Raw genomic sequence first — 25162 nt, 5'->3', positions numbered from 1 at the left:
TTTTCTATGATACATACAATAATCAAGTATTTACTGATTTCAGCAACGCTTTTTTTCTGCTCATGCCACAAGCCTAAGACGGATATTATCACCCCCGCCAAACAGTTAATAGAACGTCAGATTGGGGAAAGAGCACAGTCTATCCACTTTGAATATATCGAACCATCCGACGGTAAAGATATATTCGAAGTGATAGCAAGCGACGGCCGGCTTACCCTAAGGGGAAGTAGCTCTGTTGCTATCTGTTACGCTTTTCATACGTACATGAAAGAGGCCTGCAAGAGTATGAAAACATGGAGCGGTGAACACATAACGTCGGTGATGCCGTGGCCCGATTATGAATTGTATGAACAGGTGTCCCCTTATGAGTTGCGCTATTTCCTTAATGTTTGTACATTCGGCTACACTACCCCTTACTGGGACTGGGAGCGTTGGGAAAAGGAAATTGACAGGATGGCTCTTTATGGTGTAAATATGCCCTTGGCTACCGTGGCCAGCGAAGCCATTGCGGAACGGGTATGGCTGCGTATGGGATTGAACAAAGAAGAAATCCGTGAGTTTTTCACTGCTCCTGCACACCTTCCCTGGCATCGCATGGGCAATCTGAACAAGTGGGACGGTCCCTTATCTGATGCCTGGCAACAGAACCAAATCGCTTTGCAGCATCAAATCCTGACCCGTATGCGCGAGTTGGGTATGCAGCCCATAGCGCCTGCGTTTGCAGGTTTCGTGCCGGAAGGATTTGTGCAGAAACATCCCGACACACAATTCCGGCACATGCGGTGGGGTGGTTTTGATGAAGAGTACAACGCCTATGTATTGCCACCGGATTCACCTTTTTTCGAAGAGATAGGCAAACTGTTTGTCGAAGAGTGGGAAAAAGAGTTTGGAGAAAATACGTATTATCTCTCGGATAGTTTTAATGAGATGGAGCTGCCTATCGATAAGGAAGATAAAGAAGCGAAATATAAGTTATTGGCCGAGTATGGAGAAACGATTTATAAATCGATTACAGCCGGAAACCCGGATGCCGTTTGGGTTACACAGGGATGGACATTCGGATATCAACATTCATTCTGGGATAAAGAATCGCTTAAAGCCTTGTTAAGCAATGTACCTGATGATAAAATGATTATCATTGATTTGGGCAATGATTATCCGAAATGGGTGTGGAACACCGAGCAAACATGGAAAGTACATGATGGGTTTTACGGAAAGAAATGGATATTCAGCTATGTACCCAACTTTGGTGGGAAAAACACCATGACAGGAGACTTGGACATGTATGCTAGTTCCTCGGTCAAAGCATTACGTGCCGCAAATAAAGGTAACTTGATTGGGTTCGGTTCTGCCCCTGAAGGACTCGAAAACAATGAGGTTGTTTACGAACTGTTAGCCGATATGGGATGGTCATCAGATAGTATCGACCTGGACGATTGGATGAAGATATACTGCGAGGCCCGTTATGGAGGATATCCCGATGCCATGGAGGAAGCTTGGAAACTTTTTCGGAAAACAGCATATAGTTCTTTATATTCATACCCCCGTTTTACCTGGCAAACCGTAATATCCGATCAACGGCGGATCAGTAAAATCGACCTTAGTGATGATTACTTGCAGGCTATACGTTTGTATGCTAGTTGCGCTGACGAACTGAAAAGCTCTGAATTATACAGAAACGACCTCATAGAGTTTGTTTCGTATTATGTAGCGGCTAAAGCTGAAAATTTTTATAAGCAGGCCCTAAAAGATGATTCGGAGAATCGTGTTCTCGCAGCGCAACGTAATCTGCAACAAACTGTTGATTTGTTGATGGACGTTGACAGGCTGTTGGCCTCTCATCCTTTATATCGATTAGAAGAATGGGTGGAACTTGCGCGCAATAGCGGAACAACTCTTCAGGAAAAAGATGCTTATGAGGCAAATGCCAAACGCTTGATTACAAGTTGGGGTGGTATTCAGGAAGATTATGCTGCCCGTTTCTGGAGCGGGCTGATTAAAGACTACTATATCCCTCGTATACAGCTCTATTTCACAAAAGACCGGAATAAAATCCGAGAATGGGAGGAGCAATGGATTACATCTCCCTGGAGTAACAGTACGACTCCGTTTGATGATCCGGTCGAGGCTGCATTGAGTTTAATAGAGAAAACAAATAAGTGATAGCTTTTATGAAAAAGATTGTATTGGCATTCGACTCGTTTAAAGGTTCGGTCGGTTCTTTCGAGATAGCGAAAGCTGCCGAAAAAGCGATTCAGGAGGAATTACCCGACTGTCAGATTATACGTTTCCCCATAGCTGATGGCGGCGAAGGGACTACAGAAGCTCTATGCTCTGCCCTTCATGCTCAAACGGTGTCATGTCGGGTGCATGATCCATTCATGAAGCCAATTGAAGTATCGTATGGCATCGTAAACAATGGTGCGATGGCTATTATCGAAATGGCCTCGGCCTGCGGTCTGCCATTAATCGATTCAAGTCGGAGAAACCCCATGAAGACTACGACTTATGGAGTTGGAGAAATGGTTGCTGACGCATTAAAACGCGGGTGTCGGGAATTCATTATCGGTATCGGCGGAAGTGCTACGAATGATGCGGGAATTGGTATGCTAAAGGCTTTAGGTGCACGTTTTTTAGATAGCGGAAACGGTGAGTTGGAGCCTGTCGGCGAAAATCTGATAAAAGTCCATCAAATAGATATTTCCCAATTGAATCCGGCATTGAAGGAGAGTCACTTTACGATCGCCTGTGATGTTAGTAATCCATTTTTTGGAAAAGAGGGTGCAGCCTATGTATACGCTCCCCAAAAAGGGGCAAATAGTTTGCAAGTGATAGAGTTGGACAATGGGTTGCGGCATTATGCACAGGTGATAAAGGAATATACAAATATGGATATATCGCAGCTTCCCGGTGCCGGAGCAGCCGGAGGAATGGGAGGCGGCCTGCTTCCGTTTTTGAATGCAGAATTGCAATCCGGAATAGAAGTTATATTGAAAACGCTTCGTTTCGAGGAGGTCGTCCGACAGGCAGACCTGATACTGACCGGAGAGGGGAAACTGGATCGCCAGACTGGTATGGGAAAGGCGTTGGACGGAATTTTACGTGCCGGTGAGAGATGTCAGGTTCCGGTGATAGCGTTGGGGGGAGCGGTCGAAGCCACCGAAGCGCTTAATAGGATGGGGTTTACTGCCGTACTGCCTATTCAACCTTTTCCGGTAACACTTGAAGAGGCGATGCAACCGGAGTTTACGAAAGAAAACATAGAGAGAACGGTGCGACAGGTGGTGAGAATCATAAAACAATTTACTAAATAATACTCAATGACAGCGATAGGCGCATTAATCGGGCTTTCATTATCCATACTGTTAATCATAAGAAAGCTTTCTCCGACATACAGTCTGATTATCGGAGCGATAGTCGGAGGGTTGTTGGGAGGACTATCTTTAAATGAGACCGTAACGGTGATGACCGAAGGAGTGAAAGAGGTCACCCCGGCGGTATTGCGGATTCTGACAGCCGGAGTCTTGTCAGGCATATTAATACAAACCGGAGCTACCACGGTCATCTCCAATGCGATTATAAACAAAATGGGTGAAAAACGGGTATTTATGGCATTGGCACTCGCAACGATGTTGCTTTGTACGGTAGGCGTCTTTATTGATGTGGCTGTGATAACCGTTGCGCCGGTGGCTCTTTCGATAGGCAAGCGTCTAAACCTGTCTCCATCTGTGTTACTTATTGCTATGATCGGGGGAGGTAAATGTGGAAATATCATATCACCTAACCCGAACACCATTATAGCAGCCGGAAATTTTAATGCAGATCTATCGGCTGTAATGTTTGCCAATATTTTACCGGCAGTGATCGGTTTGTTTTTCACTGTTTTTGTTATTGTCCGTCTGATGCCTCAAACAGTGAAAAACAAAAAAACGATGATGCAAACAGAGGATAAAGAGGAAGAGAGAAATTTGCCCTCGTTAAGAACCAGTCTGATTGCTCCTGTTGTTACGATTGTTTTATTGGCATTACGTCCTGCGGCAGGAATCAATATTGATCCTTTGATAGCTTTGCCGGTAGGTGGTTTATGTGGTGCTATCTGTATGAAACAATGGAAAAATATTCTTCCCAGTATAGAATATGGACTGCAAAAGATGTCTGTGGTAGCTATTCTGTTGATAGGAACCGGAACTATTGCCGGTATCATAAAGAACTCTTCTTTGAAAGATTGGATTCTTACAGGATTGGATCATGCTCATATGAGTGATGCATTGATTGCTCCTATATCAGGCGCGTTGATGTCGGCGGCTACCGCATCGACAACAGCCGGAGCGACACTGGCTTCTTCTTCGTTCGCTGAAACGATATTGGCTATAGGCATTTCTGCGGTTTGGGGAGCGGCTATGATTAATTCCGGAGCTACAGTTCTTGACCATTTGCCACATGGTTCGTTCTTTCATGCGACAGGAGGCGTATGCGAACTCAATTTTAAGGAACGTCTGAAGCTGATACCTTATGAATCGCTTATAGGGATAGTGTTAGCTGCCGGAACGACTATTTTATATATAATAAGTAATTAAAAGAATCAAATATTATGAATCCGAACAAACGGTTACTTTCGCTTGATGTACTTCGGGGTATTACTGTTGCCGGGATGATCTTGGTCAACAATACAGGAAAGTGCGGGTATAACTTTGCCGCTTTTGCACATGCCAAGTGGGATGGCTTTTCGCCGGCCGATCTGGTATTTCCGATGTTTATGTTCCTGATGGGTATTTCGACCTACATCTCTTTGTGTAAGTATGACTTCCAGTGTCGACCGGCCATTACGAAAATCATAAAAAGAAGTCTCTTATTAATATTTATAGGTCTGGTTATGGAGTGGTTCATTACATCAATCGATAGTGGTAACTATTTTGATTTGAGTCAGCTCCGGTTGATGGGAGTTATGCAACGGCTTGGGATTTGTTATGGTATTACAGCCTTATTGGCCGTAGCAATACCGCATAAGCGTTTTATGCCATTAGCTATTATCTTGCTGATTGTCTACTTTATTTTTCAGTTATTTGGAAACGGATTTGAAAAGAGTGCGGATAATATCGTCGGGATGATTGATTCGGCTATTTTAGGGGCTAACCACATGTATCTTCAGGGCCGCCAGTTTGTCGATCCCGAGGGGATACTTAGTACGATTCCCGCTGTGTCTCAAGTAATGATCGGTTTTGTTTGCGGAAAGATAATCATCGATATTAAAGATAATGACCGCCGGATGCTGAATCTATTCCTTATAGGTACCACGCTGTTGTTTGCCGGCTATTTGTTAAGCTATGCCTGTCCTTTGAATAAACGTTTGTGGTCTCCTTCGTTTGTTTTGCTTACTTGTGGGATTGCGGCATTGTCATTGGCATTGCTACTTTATATCATTGATGTGAAGCAGAATAAAAAGTGGTTTTCGTTTTTTGAAGCATTTGGAGCGAATCCGCTTGTAATTTATGTGTTTAGTTGCATAGCCGGAGGATTGCTTGTGCATTGGCATATCCATACGGCTGTATTCAATAATTTGCTTAACCCGTTATTCGGAAATTACTTCGGTTCATTTATGTACGGTGTATTTTTCCTCTTGTTCAATGGGCTGTTGGGATATATTTTGTTAAAAAGAAAAATCTATATAAAATTATAAATCAGAATGAAAAGAAAAAGTGTATACACGTGTCTGGTTATGCTGCTTATGTCGTTGGCTCTTCAGGCTAAAGACAAAGACGTAGCTGTTGCGGAAGCATTATTGAAACGTTTGCTGCCGTCATACATCGAGAGTTTTCAGTTTCAAAAATTAAAAGGAGAGAAAGACTGCTTTACGATAGAGTCCGTAAAAGATAAAATTGTAATCGGTGGAAACAACGCCAATTCAATGGCGATGGGACTGAACCATTACTTGAAATATTACTGTCTCACTACAGTGTCATGGTATGCGGATATAGCCGTTGAAATTCCTGAAGAATTGCCGATGGTTGGTGAGAAGGTCGTTTCGGAAGCGAGAGTGGATACTCGCTTTTTCCTGAATTACTGCACGTATGGTTACACGATGCCTTGGTGGCAATGGAAAGAATGGGAGCGCTTTATTGACTGGATGGCCCTTAATGGTATAAATATGCCTTTGGCAATTACCGGACAAGAAGCTGTGTGGTATAAAGTCTGGTCGAAAATGGGAATGTCGGACATCGAAATACGCTCTTACTTCACGGGACCACCGTATCTGCCCTGGCATCGGATGGCTAACATAGATCGTTGGAACGGTCCGTTGCCGATGGAATGGCTGGAACACCAGGTAAGCTTGCAGAAAAAAATACTCGCACGTGAGCGTGAATTGAATATGAAGCCCGTATTACCAGCCTTCGCCGGACATGTACCTGCCGATTTAAAACGGATCTATCCCGAGGCCGATATTCAACATTTGGGCAAATGGGCCGGCTTTGCTGATGCATACCGTTGTAACTTTTTGAACCCTAACGATGCTTTGTTTGCGAAAATTCAGAAACTATTTCTTGATGAACAAAAAAAACTTTTCGGAACCGATCATATTTATGGTTTAGATCCTTTCAACGAGGTTGACCCGCCCAGTTTCGAACCCGAATATTTGCGGAAGATAGCTTCGGATATGTACGCTACATTGACGGCTGCCGATCCCAAAGCCCAATGGATGCAAATGACGTGGATGTTTTATTTTGATAAAGATAAATGGACTTCCGAGCGAATGAAGGCTTTGCTGACAGGAGTGCCACAGAATAAAATGATATTACTTGATTATCATTGTGAAAATGTTGAATTATGGAAAAGAACAGAGCATTTTCATAATCAGCCCTATATTTGGTGTTATCTGGGCAATTTCGGTGGAAACACGACTTTGACAGGTAACGTCAAAGAAAGTGGCGCACGACTTGAGAATGCTCTCATTAACGGTGGAGGCAACCTTAAAGGAATCGGCTCTACGCTGGAAGGATTGGATGTGATGCAATTTCCCTACGAATACATTCTTGAGAAAGCATGGAACCTGAATGTAGATGATAATAAATGGATTGAATGTCTGGCTGACAGACATGTGGGATGTGTGTCGCAGTCTGTGCGCGATGCTTGGAAACGATTATTCAATGACATTTATGTACAGGTGCCGCGCACATTGGGTACTTTACCCGGGTATCGCCCTGCATTGAATAAGAACAGTGAAAAACGGACAAGTAATGTGTATAGCAATGTTGAACTACTAGAGGTCTGGAGAAAACTGAATGAGGCACCTTCTGACCGGAGAGATGCTTTTCGCCTGGATTTGATTACTGTAGGCAGACAGGTGCTTGGAAACTACTTTCTTGATGTGAAAATGGAGTTTGACAGGATGGTTGAAGCTAAAGACCATCAGGCTTTGAAAGCTTGCGGCGAAAAAATGAAGGAGATATTGAATGATTTGGATAAGCTGAATGCCTTTCATCCTTATTGTTCGCTGGATAAATGGATTGATGATGCGCGGAAGATGGGAGATTCTCCCCAGTTGAAAGACTATTATGAAAAGAATGCTCGCAACTTGATTACTACTTGGGGTGGAAGCCTGAACGATTATGCCAGTCGTTCGTGGGCAGGACTGATAAGTGATTATTATGCAAAGCGCTGGGAGGTGTATATCGATACATTTATCAAAGCAGTTGGGGAAGGTGTAGAGGTGGATCAGAAGCAACTTGAAGATGAATTAAAAGAAATAGAAGAAGGTTGGGTAAATGCAACTGATCGGAAGGATGTTCGAAAAGATGTTCATTCAACAACTGACGGATTATTATCATTCTCCACTTTTTTGTTCAGCAAATATCAAAGACTGGTGAAATAAATAAGAGACCTGTTTCATTTGTTGCTCGCGAATCATGCTATATCAGAAAGAATTAATATATTTGAAAGTAAGGACTTGATATAATAAGCTTTTTATTTTCATATTTAAAATGATTAAGATGTCCCAGAAATACTCACAGGATGAAGCCCAAGCTTTGGTTAAGGCTCTGAAAGAGGGGAACCAGCTGGCATTTAGTATTGTGTACAAGACGTATGCGGCGCAGACCTTTTCTTTGGCATTTAAATATTTGCTGAATAAAGAATTGGCTGAAGATGCTGTGCAGAACTTATTCTTAAAACTCTGGCTGAAAAAAGAAGAAATCGACGAGACAAAACCTATAAACAGATACCTTTTTACAATGTTGAAGAACGATCTGCTCAATACGTTGAGAGACTCAAAGAAAAATATCTATTTACTTGAGGATTGCCTTTCAATGGTTTTGGAATTGGAAGACAATTCTCAAAACGAAAACCTTAAACAAGAACAAATGAACATCATACAGCAAGCTCTTGAGCAACTTTCGCCACAACGCCGCAAGGTTTTTGAAATGAAAGTTTCGGGAAAATACTCCAATCAGGAAATAGCCGATAAACTTAATCTTTCGATCAATACAATTAAATTTCAATATAGCCAATCTTTGAAGCAGATTCGCGCGACAGTGGGAGAGCTTAGCCTATTGTTGCTTTATTGTATGATGTAGTTTTATCTCTTTTTGCTGAAATGGAACGTTCTTTTGAATTAACACGGTTTAACGTAGTCTGTATAATACTTTTTTGTAACAGTGTGTATTACTAATAGATATTGAAATATGAAATCAAAAAAGAAACATACAAGTCAGGACCTTGAAATAGTTGACGGCATCGGGAAATATATGGATGACGACATTCAGAGGATAATAGAAGGCAAACAGCTCGAATTGGGCGACAGAGAATTGCCTCCTTTTGATGAATATCGCATTTATAAGAATATTCAGGAAGCCGTGATGCGGGAAGAAAAACGAAAGAACAGGAGAATAAGGATGCCATTGTTCTTTAAGTGGACGGTAGCCTGTGCAATTGTTTTGCTTGTGATAGGTGTAGGATATAATTTCTATCAAAGTCATAGTGAGGCAAACCTTGTTTATCGGGAGGTCTGTGCTGTAAGGGGTGAAAAGCTACTCGTATTACTTCCTGATGGTAGCCGGGTGTGGTTAAATGCCGATTCTAAATTGACTTATCCGGAACAGTTTGCAAAATACAACAGGAATGTTACGCTGGAAGGAGAGGCTTATTTTGAGATAGCAGAAAACAAGAAATCCCCTTTTCTGGTACTTGCCGAGAATGTGAAAATACAAGTGACGGGAACGTGTTTCAATGTAAAAGCATACGCTTCGGATAAGGTAATCAAAACTACACTCGACGAAGGAAGTATAAATATCGGGCATGTGCAAAGCCGCAGGCCTATGCAGCAAATGCTTCCCGGACAAACTGCAGTTTATGAAAAAAGGAGTAATGTAATAAAAATAAAAACTGATAGATATCACGATGATGCTTCGAGTTGGAAGAGCAACCGGCTTATTTTCAGAAATGCATCATTGAAAGAGGTGCTTACAACACTCTCGCGGCATTTTGATATAGAGATTACAGTTAAAAACGAAAAGATTGCTTCGTTTACGTACGACTTTGTTTGTAAAGGGAACGACCTGAACTATGTGTTGGAAGTGATGCAATCCATAACACCGGTTAGCTTTAAAAAAATATCAGAATATACATATACCGTTGAATAAGTAAACTTAATCTAATAACAAAAACAAATTTATGAAAGCACTTTTAAAGCCCATTGTATGGGTATGCCTTTTCTTCTTTGCGTATCAAAGTACGTATGCGCAGGCTCTTAAAATAATGAGCTATAATTGCCGGATGTCCGGGGAAATGACCGGTTACTCGGTGAAGGAGTATGCTGTATTTATCAGGAAATACAATCCGGATGTTGTAATGTTGCAAGAGATAGATTACAACACAAAAAGGAACAAAAATCAGGATTTCACCACTCAACTGGCTGCGGAGTTGGGATTGTTTTCCGTATTCGGGAAAGCGATGGATACTGGTGGTGGAGAATATGGAGTAGCTATCCTTTCAAAATATCCTTTTGTTTATATCAATAACAAAACTTTTGAAGGGATAGACGGAGCCAAAGAACCCCGGACGCTATTATATGTAGATATTCAGGAGCCGGGAACTTCAGACGTAATCAGGATAGGAACGACTCACTTGGATCATTCGACAGACCTGATAAGGAGCGCAATGGCCGAACAGATTAATGAGCGGATTGGTACGGGAGATACCCCGACACTGCTGGGGGGAGATTTTAATGCCCGGACCGACTCTAATGTGATTTGTGAGGTAATGAAGAACTGGCAGAGAATCTGTGATGATACATTCACCTATCCCGCAGATCAGCCGACAATCAAGATTGATTATATATTCGGACTTCCACAGAATAAGTGGAAAGTGAAGTCGTTTAAAGTTTTATCTAATCCGGAAGTATCTGACCACAGAGCTTTGTTTGCTGAAGTTGAATTTGTAAAATGAATGAAATATGAAATCAAACTATCTATATCTGCTATTTATATGTATCATCTCTTGCCTGTTCGTTTCGTGTAGTGATGAGGATAACAAGGGAGAAGAAATTCCGGAATGGAACCGGTTCAGAACAACTAACGTATTGGTTTATGCGCACTTGTCAGAGCAAAATTTATTTAGCTCTTGTAGTTATAAAGAGGTGGCGTCATCTATCAGAAACACTGTTCATGCAGTGGCATTGTTGGACAGGACGAACGCTGTCTATGGGCAAACTGCAATCATAAATACGGGTACGGAGACTGCTAGAGAGAGCAAGAAAGTGCCGGTGTTTGTACCTGTCAGCTATAGTAACGGAGAGAAAAAGATAATCGGCAGTACTGTGCTTTTTCCTTCTACTATTTCCGAAATGACACAATATGTAGTAAAAAACGATTGCAGATATCTTGAAACAAAAACAGAAGCAGTGAACGGAATAGATATGCTCTTCTGTTCTGTATCATTAAATAGTGAAGACCTTATAGCTCCGGCTGTCGACGTTTTCAAGAAAAAGGTAAACGAACAGACGGTTCTGGTAGGCACTGTTAAACGTGCGTTATTGCCTAATCTTGAGTCGGCAATTACTTCTAACTTAACTTCTGATACCTATTCTTTCGTAGAAGTGGAAAATAGAAATAGAGACTCCGAGTATTGTATATTTGTCCTGACTTCACATAAATGGGCTTTTAGGGGGGTAACCGAAACAAGTGTAAGCGGAGATTTACATTGTTTTCAATTACAAATCGAATCTTTAAAATAAAAAATGAACGGTCATGAAGCAATATATCAAAAATATAATGATCCTGATACTTGCCCTTCCATGGGGTTTGTTGTTGACAAATTGTAGTGATAGTGAGTCCGATTATTCGGACGACAACGCGTATCCGCCACCTACTGTAGAACTAACTTCTCCTTCCGAGATAGATGTGGTGGAGTATAACTCGACGGTGACTGTATCTGCCAGAAGTTTTTCAGCTGTGGGTATACATAGCATATATGCTACCTTGTTGAAGATGGATGAGAATGGAGAATATGAAGAGATAAACGCGACTGAACGTCAACGTTTAAAGATAGATACCTTGCAAACTGATATGACACTTGAATTTGACTTGAATGTCAAGGTCAACACGCGTGAAGCAGCCGGGATACTGGTAACATCAACGGACGTTTTGACAAAAACGGCACAAAAGGTAATACCTATTAAAAAGATAACCAAACTTCCATCCCAGATATTCACCGAACCATCAGATTTCCCTGTTTTAGTACCCGATGAAGAGGTTTCTCTGTCTGTGGTGATTCGTTCTGCTGTGGGCATTAAGTCTATAAAACATACATTGTGTAATAAAGTACTGGGTGACCTGAAGGAATATACGACTATTCCGGTATCAGGCAATCCGTTGGAAATGGAATTTATCCTGAAAACTGTCGTAGACAATAAAGAGACCAATGGAATCAAGATTGTGGTAGAAGATATAGAGGGGTTGAAAGAGGAAAAGATTATCAATATCGAAGGTCTTGAGGGTGTTGACAATAATGTTGCGCTTGTTTTCAACGATATCGAAATGGCGCCTGAATGGGAACATTCAACAGAACCGGATCAACCTTATATTTTCTCCATAGAGGGAATAATGATACGGGGTGTGCAGAAACATGTATTAAGCTTGAAGGAAATTAAAGGATATGGCTCAAAGGCAAATAGCGTAGACTTTGCTTTCATCAATATATGGAGAAATCCGAGCTTTGTTGCCGTTAAAAACAGAGGTTTCTCTTATGTCAGTGCGTCAAGAATTAATGGAGGGCCGATAGGGAGAGCTTATGATGTGAATGACTGGATCAAACCGGCAGGTGTTGCTACCAACAAAACGTTGTTTACTCTTATACCTGATGATAAGGTTACTGATCTTGGTATTGATGTGATGATGGCGAACGCGGCTTCGGACGTCAAGACTTTTGAGGCGTTGAATGTATTGGAAAGTATAGCTAAAGGAGGTGCCGATATGTTAATGCAAAGAGTCAATGCGTCTGATGGATATCCGAATGATCCTTGTAGTTTGCAGATAAAAGACGGTTCTTATATTGCCTTTGTTACTGCGGCGGGCAAATACGGTGTCATTCATGTTATTGAAGCCGCAAACGATATGGATGCATTAGTTGCCGGAGGATGTAAAATAGCTACTCCTACAGGAGTGGTAGGAAGCCAGGGGCCAGCCTATTCGGGAGCTGGCATAACCGGACTCACTTATGACGGTGTGGCATTACTCTATGGACGTACCTGTAAGTTGAAAATTGTGGTTCAGAAGTAATGTTGTTATAAATTAAGGAATAAAGGACAATACATTTATATTTTGATGTAAAAGTAAAGAAAGGTCGGCTCATAAAAGAAAATGAGTCGGCCTTGTTTTTAGATGTCTTTTTAAATATTGGTTATAATAGTTTTGATGTTATCTCATTAATTTGCGTATCAAACACGAAAATATTATTTTCCTTTATGCTTTTTGCCGGAAAAGCTATAACTTCGAAGCACTTTTTAATTTGAATAATAAATGTTAGATTTGAAGCAGCTTACAACTGATGTATGCCGGATTGCTACCGAAGTTGGATATTTTTTGAAAGAAGAACGAAAGAACTTCCGCCGTGAGCGTGTGGTGGAAAAACATGCACACGATTATGTGTCTTATGTGGATAAAGAATCTGAAGTGCGAGTGGTGAAAGCCCTTACTGCTTTATTGCCTGAAGCGGGATTCATTACAGAAGAAGGCTCTGCCACTTATCAGGATGAACCCTACTGTTGGGTGATTGACCCCTTGGATGGAACCACGAATTATATTCATGATGAGGCTCCTTATTGTGTGTCCATCGCTTTACGTAGCCGTACCGAACTTCTTTTAGGCGTCGTTTATGAGGTTTGCCGGGATGAATGTTTCTATGCCTGGAAAGGTGGAAAAGCGTTTATGAATGGTGAAGAAATTCATGTATCGAGTGTTGAGGATATCCAAGATGCCTTTGTTATTACAGAATTACCTTATAATCATCTGCAATATAAACAGACTGCTCTTCATCTCATCGATCAGCTTTATGGGGTAGTGGGCGGTATTCGAATGAATGGCTCGGCTGCTGCCGCAATCTGCTATGTGGCTATTGGGCGTTTTGATGCTTGGATGGAAGCATTTCTCGGAAAATGGGATTATTCTGCGGCAGCACTGATTGTTCAGGAGGCGGGAGGAAAGGTGACTGATTTTTATGGTGAGGATCATTTCATAGAAGGACATCATATTATCGCAACGAACGGGAATCTTCATCCTTTCTTTCAGAAGCTCCTAGCAGAAGTCCCTCCATTGAATATGTAGGTGCTATTGCAACTTCAAACTTCTATTATTATGAAACACACACTTCTTATCAAAGACTGGCTTAGTTCCTTCTTATCTTTGCTATTTCCCCGTTGCTGCGTTGTTTGCGGCCGACCGTTAGCAAAGGGTGAAGAATGTATCTGTACAGTATGTAATATCAATCTACCCCGTACTAATTATCATCTTCGAAAAGATAATCCGGTAGAACGGCTCTTCTGGGGACAAATCCCTTTGGAACGGGCTACTTCTTTTTTCTTTTATGAGAAAGGAAGCGACTTCCGGTTGATTCTTCATCGGTTGAAATATGGTGGACAAAAGGAAATTGGTGCAATTATGGGGCGGTATATGGCTGCCGAACTTTTGTCTTCCAATTTTTTTCAGGGAATTGATGTGATAATCCCCATACCGCTTCATAAGAAAAAACAGCAAATCCGTGGTTATAATCAGAGTGAGTGGATTGCCCGTGGTATTGCTGCTGTAACAGGAATCCCCATCGATACAGAATCCATATTGCGTAAGAAAAATACGGAAACGCAAACGCGTAAATCTGTGTTTGAACGTCGGGATAATGTGGAAGGTATCTTCGAGCTTCAGCATCCCAAAACACTTGCCGGAAAACACATATTGATAGTTGACGATGTGTTGACCACTGGTTCTACTACTCTGGCATGTGCTTCCTGCCTAGTGAATGTGGAAGGAATACGGATTAGTATATTGACGTTGGCAACGGCTTAAATTTGTTTCAAGAATGTATAAAGGGCTTCTCAAAGATGACTTTTTATAAAAAAAACGAGATTGAGAACCGAATGAATTAATAATTTCTTATATTTGCACTGTCGTAGATCGACATGTTTTTATGTTTTTGAAGAAAAAAAGCGTTTAGCTGATTTCTGTGCAAGCGAAAAGTCGAAAATTCAAATACGCACATGAAACAGTAAAATGCTCCTTGCGATATGCGGGGGGTGTTTCCTGTTTGTGCGTATAGGGCTTCGACTCCCTCGCTTGCGGATAGGCAAATGCCCTACCGCTTTTTTTGTATATATAGGGTTTGTAATAGGGCGCAAACCATCATTTGTTATAAATGGAAAGAACAAAAAAGATATGCCCGCTTTCTCCTCAAAGCAATCGTGTGATTTGCTTGAGAATACCCCTCTTGGCTGCATTGCCATACAATCAAGAAATCTCCGGCTGGACATCTCTTATGGTATTCTTTCCTTCTTTCATGTATTTAAACCGATTTGAAATGAATGAAGATAGAGAAATAAACAGGTTCGGCTAAGACCCCAAGACGAGGTGGTTTATATCCAAACGGTAGGACTGCCTCGTCTATTTTTTCATTAAACAAATGAAGTGTCACGGCGAATCCATAGCAGCCAGTTGGTTGTGGTTTGCTATTTTTCGCCAAGATCTAATGTTATTTAAACTTTAAAGGCAAGTCAAATGGGACGGAGTGGTGGTCTGACGGCTAAAAGGTCGAAAACATTACATTTATGTGTAACTACTTGCCTTTATCAAGAAACGATGAGGTACGACCAATACCAGAGGGGGACTAATGGATTTATCCGGGAGGTTCCCCTTATTCTTTCGTCTTTGTTCTCAAACTGATCCCCAAATCCCCAATATTCAGACTAAGCCGCCGTTTTCAAACTGAACCGCTGTCTTTGGAGTAGTAGCAAATCAGCGGGGATAAATTTTAGATTAGTCTGAAAAATCGGGGAACAGTTTAAAAGTTTGGGTAATGTGCTTCAGGGCAGCCTATACCAAAAAAGTTCGTTCCTGCACAGTTTTGAGCTAAACGAATGCATGCCTCGCCACCGTATCTCCGTTAGGTGTGCCAATAAGACTTTTTTAATTGCCCAAACAAATTATCTTTATTGCCTAGTCAGATTATCTCAATTAGCTACTTTTACTTCGTTCCACTATAATGGAACGAAATAAAAATAGCAAGTGGAACGAATCTGGATAGGCAAACGGATAAATAGAAATGCCCAATTAAAATCATTTCCTATGAATAGACGATTCGACTCATTCCATATGGGTTTTGAACAATTCGATGCTCTTTTCTATAACATGTTCAATTCTTCCAGCTCCTTCACTTTTCTTCTGTATTGCCGATAAACAAGGAGTTTGCAGGTGAATAGCTGCCCCTTCACCTTCTCTTCATCGTGAATCAAGTCAAATTGCTACTTTCAGATTCCACCATTGAGCAAGATTAGTAAAGCTATTTCGTAATTAGTTTCAACCCTATTTGAAACTAGATGTTTCTCGGTGTGAAACGGATTGTTTCAAGCCTTGAAACAATTTTTGAAACTAATCGCTACAGGAGAAGAGATGGTGAAGTTGTTACCCTTCACCCGCAAACTCCTTATTCATCAGAGAGACAGAGAAAAGATGAAGGGGGACATGGAAAAATGGAAAATAAATATCCAATAAGAGAATTTATTCGATTCTGTTGTGATTCAATACCACACCGGTTAATCACTATTTAATTCCTTTTTGTACCGATATGATGTACCTACTTTTAGAGATATGGTTGTTCTGAGCCAAATCCCACAAGATATATTATTAGTCCTTTGGATGATAAGAAAGGTGAATAAATAGAAAAGCCACCCTTCTAGGTGGCTTCTTTTTTGCTCTTCCTCTTGGACTTGAACCAAGGACCCTCTGATTAACAGTCAGATGCTCTAACCAACTGAGCTAAGGAAGAATGTTTGCAATCAAGATTTTCAACTTTGCTCTTCCTCTTGGACTTGAACCAAGGACCCTCTGATTAACAGTCAGATGCTCTAACCGACTGAGCTAAGGAAGAATGTTTTTCTCAATTGCGATGCAAAAGTACTAGGTTTTTTTGAAATATGCAATATCTTTGCAAAAAAAATATTAGGAATGGACAAAATAATAGGATTGGGCAACGCCCTGGTAGACGTACTCGCAACCCTGAAGGATGATACTCTTTTGGATGAAATGGGTTTACCCAAAGGAAGCATGCAGCTCATCGATGACGCTAAGTTACAGCAGATTAACACAAAATTTTCACAGATGAAAACTCACTTGGCAACAGGCGGATCAGCAGGAAATGCCATCCTCGGACTGGCTTGTTTGGGTGCTGGAACAGGGTTTATCGGAAAAGTGGGAAATGATAATTATGGAGAATTTTTTCGTGAAAATCTGCAGAAAAATAAGATTGAAGACAAATTATTGACCTCGGATCGACTGCCTTCCGGTGTGGCATCCACTTTTATTTCACCGGATGGAGAGCGCACTTTCGGAACCTATCTGGGAGCAGCGGCTTCTTTGAGAGCAGAGGAACTGACCTTGGATATGTTTAAAGGTTACGCGTACCTATTTATAGAAGGCTATCTTGTTCAGGACCACGAAATGATTCTTCACGCCATTGAACTGGCTAAAGAAGCCGGTTTGCAGATTTGTCTCGATATGGCTAGTTATAACATTGTGGCTAATGATCTGGAATTCTTCACCTTGTTAATAAACAAATATGTCGACATTGTCTTTGCAAACGAAGAGGAAGCGAAAGCCTTTACCGGCAAGGAGCCGGAGGAAGCTTTGAGAGTGATTGCCAAGAAATGCAGTATTGCTATTGTAAAAGTGGGGGCAAATGGTTCTTATATCCGCAAAGGGACAGAAGAAATAAAGGTTTCGGCCATTTCGGTTCAAAAAGTGGTAGATACTACCGGTGCCGGTGATTATTTTGCTTCCGGATTCTTATACGGATTGACTTGCGGATATTCGTTGGATAAATGTGCGAAAATAGGTTCTATTCTCTCGGGAAATGTTATTCAGGTAATCGGAACAACGATACCACAGGAACGTTGGGATGAAATTAAGTTAAATATTAACAGGATTCTGGCGGAATAACAAAGGATTGAGCTACTTTTACGACTCATTTAGATTGAAAGAGGTATGAAAAAATTGCTGAACAGGCAGATAGCTATTGTTGCAGTAGCGGTGATAGCAACAGTTGCTTTCTTTAGTTTCAAGAGTGGAGACGACCGTAATTTCCAGATTGCAAAGAATCTGGATATATTTAATGCGATTGTGAAAGAACTGGATATGTTCTATGTAGATACCATTGATCCGAATAAAACGATTCGGGAAGGAATCGATAATATGCTTTATACGCTGGATCCTTATACGGAATATTTCCCGGAAGAAGATCAGAGTGAACTGGAGCAGATGATTAAAGGATCATTTGGTGGGATGGGTTCTTACATTGCTTATAATACGAAACTAAAACGTTCGATGATTTCTGAACCTTTTGAGGGAACGCCTGCTGCAAAAGCCGGTCTGAAAGCGGGAGATATACTGATGGAGATTGACGGACAGGATCTTGCCGGTAAGAATAATGCGGAAGTCAGCCAGATGTTACGCGGACAGGCAGGTACCAGTTTTAAGCTAAAGATTGAGCGCCCGAATGAGAAAGGTGGACGTACGCCGATGGAGTTCACGATTGTACGTGAGTCTATTCAGAATCCGGCGATTCCTTATACTGCCGTATTGGATAATAATGTAGGTTACATTAGCCTTAGCACTTTTTCCGGCAACCCTTCCAAAGAGTTTAAGAAAGCATTTCTGGATTTGAAGAAACAGGGAGCTACTTCGTTGGTGATAGACCTCCGTAGTAATGGCGGTGGATTGCTGGATGAAGCAGTAGAAATTGCGAATTATTTCTTGCCGCGTGGAAAGGTGATTGTAACGACCAAAGGGAAAATCAAACAAGCTAGTAACACTTATAAGACATTGCGCGAGCCGTTGGACTTGGATATTCCGATTGCGGTATTGGTAAATAGTGGAACCGCTTCTGCTTCCGAAATCTTATCAGGTTCTCTGCAGGATCTCGACCGTGCCGTTATCGTTGGTAACCGTACCTTCGGAAAAGGACTGGTACAGGTTCCCCGCTCTTTGCCTTATGGCGGAACGATGAAAGTGACTACCTCCAAATATTATATTCCAAGTGGACGTTGTGTACAGGCTATTGACTACAAGCATCGTAATGAAGATGGAAGTGTAGGAACCATTCCTGACAGTTTGACTAAGGTATTCCATACGGCTGCCGGACGTGAAGTACGCGACGGAGGTGGTGTAATGCCGGATATTGTTATCAAACAGGAGAAATTACCGAATATCCTCTTCTATCTGGTACGCGATAATCTGATTTTTGATTATGCAACTCAGTATTGTTTGAAACATCCTACCATCGTTGCTCCGGAGAAGTTTGAGGTGACAGATGCCGATTATAATGATTTTAAAGCGTTGGTGAAGAAAGCTGATTTCAAATATGACCAGCAAAGCGAGAAAATTCTGAAAACGTTGAAAGAAGCTGCCGAGTTTGAAGGGTATATGGATGATGCTTCAGAGGAGTTCAAGGCACTTGAGAAGAAGTTAAATCATGATCTTGACCGCGACTTGGATTATTTCTCATCTGATATAAAGAAGATGATTGCTACTGAAATTATCAAGCGTTACTATTACCAACGTGGTAATATCATCCAGCAGTTGAAGGATGATGACGGTTTGAAGGAAGCGATGAAAATTCTGAATGATCCGGTGAAATATAAAGAAATGCTTAGTGCTCCGGCTGCTAAGGAATAAATGAATATATTTCAAACATAGATATATGCGGAAAACGCGGTTTTGTTACCAACAAGCCGCGTTTTCTGTATATCTATATTTAATTGTAAATAGTCATGTAAGGTCATGCCTGGACACAGATATTTGTGTCCTTAATCGATCTTTATTGACGAATCAAAGGTAGGGTAAAATAGAATCTGCTTCCCTGGCCTTCCTGGGAGCGCAACCAGATACGTCCACCCATCTTCTCTACTAACATTCTGCAAAGAGTTAATCCCAATCCTGTTCCCTGAACAAAATCGTCGACCTTTCCAAAGCGCCGGAAAATTGTGGCAATTCTTGCTGCCGGAATGCCGATGCCGCTATCTTTAACGTAGAACTCTACAAAATCCTCCTTTTCCCGATAGCCGAAATGAATTTCTCCTTTCGGGGTAAACTTCGTAGCGTTACTAAGCAAGTTACTTATAATTTGTATGATGCGATTCCAATCTCCCGAAGTATACATGTCCGTATCTACGTCGTCCAAAATAAGTTTGACACCGTTTTGCGTCTTATGCCAGAATTGTTGTTCCAGCTGCAGGCAGATATCTATTAATTTGATCGGGCGGATATTGAATTTTAGAGAATCAGCTTCAAGCGATGCCAGATCCAGAATATCATTAAATAGATTCAGCAGCATTTCCGAATTTCGTTCGATGATTTCCGAATATTGATTCTTCTCTTCCGCAGATGTTGCGTAAGTGATTAGTTTGGAGAATCCTACAATGGCATTGAGCGGGGTACGTATTTCATGACTCATGTTTGCCAGAAAAGCAGATTTCAATCGGTCCGACTCTTCCGCTTTGATTCTGGCAGCCTTTAGTTCTTTCTGTTGTTGGGCATTCGTCTGTTCCGCCTCCCATTGTTGGGATATATCACGGCACATACACAACAGATACTTTTTATCCAAAGGAAAGATACGGTTTTCGTAGTGATGTAAAACACCGTCTAGCATTAATTCATGCCTGGCTGTGGAGCTTTCTCCTGTGAGAATCACCTTATCCATATTCTTGCGGACACTTTCATAAGCCTCTTTGGGCAGAATGTCTTTTACGTTAGTGGTAGTGATATTGTTGGGGCTGATACCTTCTACGTGATTAGTTGCCGGAGAAGAAGCAAGCTCTATGATATTGGCGTCATGGTCGAAGACGGTGAGCATGTCAGGAAGAGCATCCAGTATCCGGGTACTATATTTATCACGAAAACGTTCTTTGGAAGGAGAGGAAGAATCAGAAGAAGAATGAGAGGAAAGAAAATCTATTTTCTTCTCTAATTGTTCGATTATTTCCAAAAGATCTTCCTTTGTTTTGTTTTCGTAATTTCTCATAGAAGATTCGTTATTATTCATTAGAATGTTGTAGAAGTTGTTTTATCTGTTGCAAATATAAAACAATATTCCGAGATGCTGACAGCCTCCCTAGTTATTATAATATAAAAAAACGGATAGCTTTTGCCCTACTAATCAGAATGTTCTATCTTTGCATCCATTATATATAAATGATTTACAATATGTCTACAGAATTATTCTCTACTCTGCCCTATAAGGTGGCAGATATTACACTTGCTGATTTCGGACGCAAGGAAATCGATTTGGCAGAAAAAGAAATGCCCGGCCTGATGGCTCTTCGCGAAAAGTATGGAGAATCCAAACCGTTAAAAGGTGCCCGCATTATGGGGTCGTTGCACATGACCATTCAAACGGCTGTGCTGATTGAAACATTAGTGGCTTTAGGAGCTGAAGTACGTTGGTGCTCTTGTAATATATATTCAACGCAGGATCATGCTGCTGCTGCGATAGCTGCTGCCGGTGTACCGGTATTTGCATGGAAGGGCGAGACTCTTGCCGATTATTGGTGGTGCACGTTGCAGGCATTGAGCTTTGACGGCGGTAAGGGACCGAATGTGATTGTAGATGATGGCGGTGACGCAACAATGATGATCCACGTGGGTTATGATGCTGAAAATAATGCTGCCGTATTGGATAAGGAAGTACACGCGGAGGATGAAATAGAACTGAATGCCATCTTGAAGAAAGTGTTGGCAGAAGACAGTACTCGCTGGCATCGTGTGGCGGAAGAAGTGCGTGGCGTATCTGAAGAGACTACGACAGGCGTACACCGTTTGTATCAGATGCAGGAAGAAGGCAAATTGCTGTTCCCGGCATTCAATGTAAACGACTCGGTAACGAAATCTAAGTTTGATAATCTGTACGGTTGCCGCGAATCGTTGGCCGACGGAATCAAGCGTGCAACAGATGTGATGATTGCCGGAAAAGTAGTAGTGGTATGCGGTTATGGTGATGTGGGTAAAGGCTGTTCTCACTCCATGCGTTCTTATGGAGCGCGGGTGCTCGTGACGGAGGTAGACCCGATCTGTGCACTGCAGGCTGCAATGGAAGGTTTCGAAGTAGTGACGATGGAAGAGGCTTGTCTGGAAGGTAACATCTTTGTGACTACGACAGGTAATATCGATATTATCCGTATCGACCACATGGAGAAAATGAAAGACCAGGCTATCGTTTGCAACATCGGCCATTTCGATAATGAAATTCAGGTAGATGCTTTGAAACATTATCCGGGCATCAAATGTGTGAACATCAAACCACAAGTAGACCGTTATTATTTCCCGGATGGACATAGCATTATCTTGTTGGCCGACGGTCGTCTGGTAAATCTGGGATGTGCAACAGGACACCCGTCATTCGTGATGAGTAATTCATTTACCAATCAGACATTGGCGCAGATAGAACTGTTCAACAAGAAATATGATATCAATGTATATCGCTTGCCGAAGCATCTGGACGAGGAAGTGGCTCGCCTGCATCTTGAAAAGATCGGTGTGAAACTGACTAAGCTGACTCCCGAACAGGCCGCTTATATTGGTGTATCGGTGGACGGACCTTATAAAGCAGATCATTATAGATACTAATTTGATTTACGATTAGACGATTTACCATTTACGATTGATAAATAAGGGAGATCGATATTCCACTGTTATCAATTGTAAATGTTAGATTGTCCGGTCGTATTTATTTTTATATTCAAACTTCAATCGTAAATAGTAAATCGTGTCATCGTAAATGAAAAAGTTTCTTCCTGACTTAATAGCCATTCTGGCTTTTATCATTCTTTCTTTCGCCTATTTTTTTCCGGCTGATATCGAAGGTCGTATCTTGTTTCAGCATGACACGGCTGCCGGAGTCGGTGCAGGACAAGAATCGAAAGAGTATCTCGAGCGTACCGGAGAACGTACGCGCTGGACAAACTCGATTTTTGGAGGTATGCCTACTTATCAGATGTCTCCGAGTTACGACTCGACAACGTCCCTGAAAGGGGTGGAGAAGGTTTATCGCCTCTTTCTCCCGGATTATGTAGTGCTGACTTTTATCATGATGCTGGGATTCTATATCCTCTTGCGGGCGTTTGGAATATCGGCCTGGCTGGCAGGATTAGGCGGAGTGATATGGGCATTCTCTTCCTATTTCTTCATTCTGATACCGGCAGGGCATATTTGGAAGTTTGTGACATTGGCTTATATACCACCTACGATTGCAGGTGTCGTTCTGGCTTACCGGAAGAAATACCTGTTGGGCGGAATCGTTACGGCCCTGTTCATCGCCCTTCAGATTCAGTCGAATCACATTCAGATGAGCTATTATTTCATGTTTGTGATTCTGTTTTTTGTAGGAGCTTACTTTGAAGATGCTTACAAAAAGAAAGAATTGCCTCATTTCTTCAAGGCTAGCGGGGTTTTAGCACTGGCTGCCGTGGTAGGAGTCTGCATCAATATTTCCAATCTGTATCATACGTATGAATATAGTAAGGAGACGATGCGCGGCAAGAGCGAATTGAAGCAGGAGGGAGCTGCTGCCAGTCAGACTAGTAGCGGATTGGATCGTGATTATATAACCAACTGGAGTTATGGTATCGGTGAAACGTTGACGTTGCTGGTTCCGAATGTAAAGGGGGGAGGATCAGGATCTACGATGTCACAGAGCGAAGCTGCTATGGCAAAGGCCAATCCAATGTATAACGGTATTTACTCACAGTTACCTCAATATTTCGGTGAGCAGCCGTGGACAGCCGGTCCGGTATATGTGGGGGCATTTGTGATGTTCCTCTTTGTATTGGGGTGCTTTATAGTGAAAGGTCCTCTTAAATGGGCGCTGCTGGGAGCTACTATCTTCTCGATTCTGCTTTCATGGGGAAAGAATTTCATGGGGCTGACGGACTTCTTTATCGATTATGTCCCGATGTATAATAAGTTCCGCGCTGTATCTTCTATTCTGGTAATAGCTGAATTTACAATACCTTTGTTGGCGATTTTTGCCTTGAAAGAGATTTTGAGTAAACCGGATATGCTGAAACAGGAAAAGAACTGCAGAGGAGTGATTGCTGCGTTGGTACTAACTGCCGGTGTGGCACTCATTTTAGCTGTCGCCCCGGGCACTTTCTTCTCCAGCTTTATAACGACACAGGAGATGACTGCTTTGAAACAAGCACTTCCTGCCGAACATTTGGCTCCGTTTGTGGCCAATCTGACTGAAATGCGCGAAGCCATTATTGCTTCGGATGCATGGCGCAGCTTCTTTATTATAGTGATCGGTTGCCTGTTCTTATTCTTGTATCAACTGCGGAAGTTGAAAGCCTCTTTCACACTGGCGGGTATTGCACTTTTGTGTCTGATAGATATGTGGAGTGTCAATAAACGCTATTTGAATGACGAACAGTTCGTGCCGAAGTCGAAGCGGTCAGAAGCATTCGTGAAAACACAGGCGGATGAGATTATTCTTCAGGATACGACTCCGAATTATCGTGTACTGAACTTCATCGGTTTCCCCGGTAATACATTTAATGAAAACAATACAGCATATTGGCATAAGAGTGTCGGTGGCTATCATGCAGCGAAACTTCGCCGCTATCAGGAAATGATAGACCATCACATCGTGCCCGAAATGAAAGAAACTTATCAGGCTGTGGCTACTGCCGGTGGACAAATGGACAGTGTGGATGCTTCTAAATTCCGTGTACTGAATATGCTGAATACCAAATACTTCATTTTCCCTGCCGGAGAGCAAGGGCAGGCTGTTCCTGTCATGAATCCTTATGCATACGGTAATGCATGGTTCGTAGATAAGGTGCAGTATGTAAATAATGCAAATGAAGAAATAGATGCTTTGAACGATATTCTTCCAACGGAAACAGCCGTAGTGGATGTGAAGTTTAAAGAACAGCTGAAAGGTGTGGCAGAAGGATATAAAGATTCACTATCTACCATCCAGTTAACCAGTTACGAGCCAAATCGTTTGGTTTATAAGGCCTCCACTCCTAAAGACGGAGTTGTTGTTTTCTCTGAAATATATTATCCGGGATGGCAGGTGACTATCGATGGCCAGCCGGTGGATATTGCCCGTGCAGACTATATCTTGCGTGCGATAAATATGCCGGCAGGGGAACATACCATCGAGATGTGGTTTGATCCGCAAAGCATACACGTCACGGAAAGTATTGCTTATGCAGCATTGGCTTTATTGTTAATCGGAGTTATGCTTCTTGCGTGGACGCAGCGGAGCAAGATAGCGAAGAAGTCCTAAGCGAAATGAAATAGTACGTAAACCTGTTGTGTATCATAAGGTTATTAAATAAGGGAGGTTGTGTCAAAACGTTGGCACAACCTCTTTTATATTTTACAGTTCTGCTATATTTTCTTTTGGCTATGCTGCT

Annotated in this window: 17 protein-coding genes and 2 tRNA genes; 16 read left to right on the top strand and 3 right to left on the bottom strand. The window is 41.9% G+C overall.

Annotated features, from left to right (window positions below; all coding sequences use genetic code 11):
- Nucleotides 1–6 precede the first annotated feature (6 nt).
- The 12 genes from AB5217_RS22285 to AB5217_RS22230 all read left to right on the top strand — a co-directional run bounded on the left by AB5217_RS22285 (nt 7) and on the right by AB5217_RS22230 (nt 14546).
- Nucleotides 7–2163 (top strand): alpha-N-acetylglucosaminidase, encoded by a 2157-nt coding sequence (locus AB5217_RS22285; protein WP_118161426.1) that lies wholly within the window; start codon nt 7–9, stop codon nt 2161–2163.
- 8 nt (nt 2164–2171) lie between these two features.
- Nucleotides 2172–3314 carry a glycerate kinase gene (locus tag AB5217_RS22280; RefSeq protein WP_368112865.1) on the top strand — a complete coding sequence of 381 codons (1143 nt, stop codon included), beginning with the start codon at nt 2172–2174 and terminating at the stop codon, nt 3312–3314.
- 6 nt (nt 3315–3320) lie between these two features.
- Entirely contained in the window at nt 3321–4577 is a 1257-nt protein-coding gene (locus AB5217_RS22275; protein ID WP_009038939.1) for a GntP family permease, read from the top strand.
- A 14-nt stretch (nt 4578–4591) separates the two neighbouring features.
- Nucleotides 4592–5677, top strand: coding sequence for an acyltransferase family protein (locus tag AB5217_RS22270; protein WP_008642604.1), 1086 nt, complete (start codon nt 4592–4594; stop codon nt 5675–5677).
- A 6-nt stretch (nt 5678–5683) separates the two neighbouring features.
- The gene (locus AB5217_RS22265) at nt 5684–7867 is read left to right on the top strand and encodes an alpha-N-acetylglucosaminidase (RefSeq protein WP_008642605.1); all 2184 of its coding nucleotides are present in this window, start codon (nt 5684–5686) and stop codon (nt 7865–7867) included.
- Between the two features lie 118 nt (nt 7868–7985).
- Complete coding sequence (locus AB5217_RS22260; RefSeq protein ID WP_004317492.1) at nt 7986–8567, top strand: RNA polymerase sigma factor; 582 nt, start codon at nt 7986–7988, stop codon at nt 8565–8567.
- A 108-nt stretch (nt 8568–8675) separates the two neighbouring features.
- On the top strand, nt 8676–9632 hold the full coding sequence (locus AB5217_RS22255; protein ID WP_008642606.1) for a FecR family protein: 957 nt from the start codon (nt 8676–8678) through the stop codon (nt 9630–9632).
- A 31-nt stretch (nt 9633–9663) separates the two neighbouring features.
- Complete coding sequence (locus AB5217_RS22250; RefSeq protein ID WP_004296439.1) at nt 9664–10437, top strand: endonuclease/exonuclease/phosphatase family protein; 774 nt, start codon at nt 9664–9666, stop codon at nt 10435–10437.
- A gap of 7 nt (nt 10438–10444) precedes the next feature.
- On the top strand, nt 10445–11224 hold the full coding sequence (locus AB5217_RS22245; protein ID WP_009038942.1) for a hypothetical protein: 780 nt from the start codon (nt 10445–10447) through the stop codon (nt 11222–11224).
- Between the two features lie 13 nt (nt 11225–11237).
- Nucleotides 11238–12767: a hypothetical protein gene (locus tag AB5217_RS22240; protein WP_368112866.1), complete on the top strand. Its 1530-nt coding sequence runs from the start codon at nt 11238–11240 to the stop codon at nt 12765–12767.
- A gap of 240 nt (nt 12768–13007) precedes the next feature.
- Complete coding sequence (locus AB5217_RS22235) at nt 13008–13811, top strand: inositol monophosphatase family protein (RefSeq protein WP_032844202.1); 804 nt, start codon at nt 13008–13010, stop codon at nt 13809–13811.
- A gap of 30 nt (nt 13812–13841) precedes the next feature.
- Nucleotides 13842–14546, top strand: coding sequence for a ComF family protein (locus AB5217_RS22230; RefSeq protein WP_032844201.1), 705 nt, complete (start codon nt 13842–13844; stop codon nt 14544–14546).
- A 1898-nt stretch (nt 14547–16444) separates the two neighbouring features.
- Here the strand turns inward: AB5217_RS22230 and AB5217_RS22225 are convergent.
- Both AB5217_RS22225 and AB5217_RS22220 read right to left on the bottom strand, forming a co-directional pair.
- Nucleotides 16445–16518: transfer RNA gene (locus AB5217_RS22225), tRNA-Asn, on the bottom strand.
- A gap of 28 nt (nt 16519–16546) precedes the next feature.
- Nucleotides 16547–16620 (bottom strand) — tRNA-Asn (locus AB5217_RS22220).
- A 77-nt stretch (nt 16621–16697) separates the two neighbouring features.
- On the opposite strand from AB5217_RS22220, the gene AB5217_RS22215 reads away from it, so the two are divergent.
- Nucleotides 16698–17687 (top strand): adenosine kinase, encoded by a 990-nt coding sequence (locus tag AB5217_RS22215; RefSeq protein WP_009000957.1) that lies wholly within the window; start codon nt 16698–16700, stop codon nt 17685–17687.
- Between the two features lie 45 nt (nt 17688–17732).
- Nucleotides 17733–19421 carry a S41 family peptidase gene (locus AB5217_RS22210; RefSeq protein WP_004310710.1) on the top strand — a complete coding sequence of 563 codons (1689 nt, stop codon included), beginning with the start codon at nt 17733–17735 and terminating at the stop codon, nt 19419–19421.
- Between the two features lie 142 nt (nt 19422–19563).
- On the opposite strand, the gene AB5217_RS22205 is transcribed toward AB5217_RS22210, so the two are convergent.
- A complete protein-coding gene (locus AB5217_RS22205) occupies nt 19564–20766 on the bottom strand; it encodes a PAS domain-containing protein (RefSeq protein WP_032844226.1) in 1203 nt (400 codons plus the stop codon).
- 182 nt (nt 20767–20948) lie between these two features.
- Here AB5217_RS22205 and ahcY point away from each other — a divergent pair, with 182 nt between their 5' ends.
- Entirely contained in the window at nt 20949–22367 is a 1419-nt protein-coding gene (gene ahcY / locus AB5217_RS22200) for an adenosylhomocysteinase (protein ID WP_004302401.1), read from the top strand.
- Nucleotides 22368–22518: 151 nt separating this feature from the next.
- On the top strand, nt 22519–25032 hold the full coding sequence (locus AB5217_RS22195) for a YfhO family protein (protein ID WP_032844199.1): 2514 nt from the start codon (nt 22519–22521) through the stop codon (nt 25030–25032).
- Nucleotides 25033–25162 lie beyond the last annotated feature (130 nt).

Source organism: Bacteroides sp. MSSM.1001136sp1_RTP21357st2_D2_RTP21359_211015 (genome assembly GCF_040913205.1).
Classification (GTDB): domain Bacteria; phylum Bacteroidota; class Bacteroidia; order Bacteroidales; family Bacteroidaceae; genus Bacteroides; species Bacteroides ovatus.
The sequence above is the reverse complement of the archived record's forward strand: the minus strand, read 5'-3'. Positions and strand labels throughout refer to the sequence as shown.

Bases quoted from the DNA above. Each gene is read 5' to 3' on its own strand.
- AB5217_RS22285 (WP_118161426.1), top strand. From the start codon at position 7: ATGATACATACAATAATCAAGTATTTACTGATTTCAGCAACGCTTTTT.
- AB5217_RS22280 (WP_368112865.1), top strand. From the start codon at position 2,172: ATGAAAAAGATTGTATTGGCATTCGACTCGTTTAAAGGTTCGGTCGGT.
- AB5217_RS22275 (WP_009038939.1), top strand. From the start codon at position 3,321: ATGACAGCGATAGGCGCATTAATCGGGCTTTCATTATCCATACTGTTA.
- AB5217_RS22270 (WP_008642604.1), top strand. From the start codon at position 4,592: ATGAATCCGAACAAACGGTTACTTTCGCTTGATGTACTTCGGGGTATT.
- AB5217_RS22265 (WP_008642605.1), top strand. From the start codon at position 5,684: ATGAAAAGAAAAAGTGTATACACGTGTCTGGTTATGCTGCTTATGTCG.
- AB5217_RS22260 (WP_004317492.1), top strand. From the start codon at position 7,986: ATGTCCCAGAAATACTCACAGGATGAAGCCCAAGCTTTGGTTAAGGCT.
- AB5217_RS22255 (WP_008642606.1), top strand. From the start codon at position 8,676: ATGAAATCAAAAAAGAAACATACAAGTCAGGACCTTGAAATAGTTGAC.
- AB5217_RS22250 (WP_004296439.1), top strand. From the start codon at position 9,664: ATGAAAGCACTTTTAAAGCCCATTGTATGGGTATGCCTTTTCTTCTTT.
- AB5217_RS22245 (WP_009038942.1), top strand. From the start codon at position 10,445: ATGAAATCAAACTATCTATATCTGCTATTTATATGTATCATCTCTTGC.
- AB5217_RS22240 (WP_368112866.1), top strand. From the start codon at position 11,238: ATGAAGCAATATATCAAAAATATAATGATCCTGATACTTGCCCTTCCA.
- AB5217_RS22235 (WP_032844202.1), top strand. From the start codon at position 13,008: ATGTTAGATTTGAAGCAGCTTACAACTGATGTATGCCGGATTGCTACC.
- AB5217_RS22230 (WP_032844201.1), top strand. From the start codon at position 13,842: ATGAAACACACACTTCTTATCAAAGACTGGCTTAGTTCCTTCTTATCT.
- AB5217_RS22215 (WP_009000957.1), top strand. From the start codon at position 16,698: ATGGACAAAATAATAGGATTGGGCAACGCCCTGGTAGACGTACTCGCA.
- AB5217_RS22210 (WP_004310710.1), top strand. From the start codon at position 17,733: ATGAAAAAATTGCTGAACAGGCAGATAGCTATTGTTGCAGTAGCGGTG.
- AB5217_RS22205 (WP_032844226.1), bottom strand. From the start codon at position 20,766: ATGAGAAATTACGAAAACAAAACAAAGGAAGATCTTTTGGAAATAATC.
- ahcY (WP_004302401.1), top strand. From the start codon at position 20,949: ATGTCTACAGAATTATTCTCTACTCTGCCCTATAAGGTGGCAGATATT.
- AB5217_RS22195 (WP_032844199.1), top strand. From the start codon at position 22,519: ATGAAAAAGTTTCTTCCTGACTTAATAGCCATTCTGGCTTTTATCATT.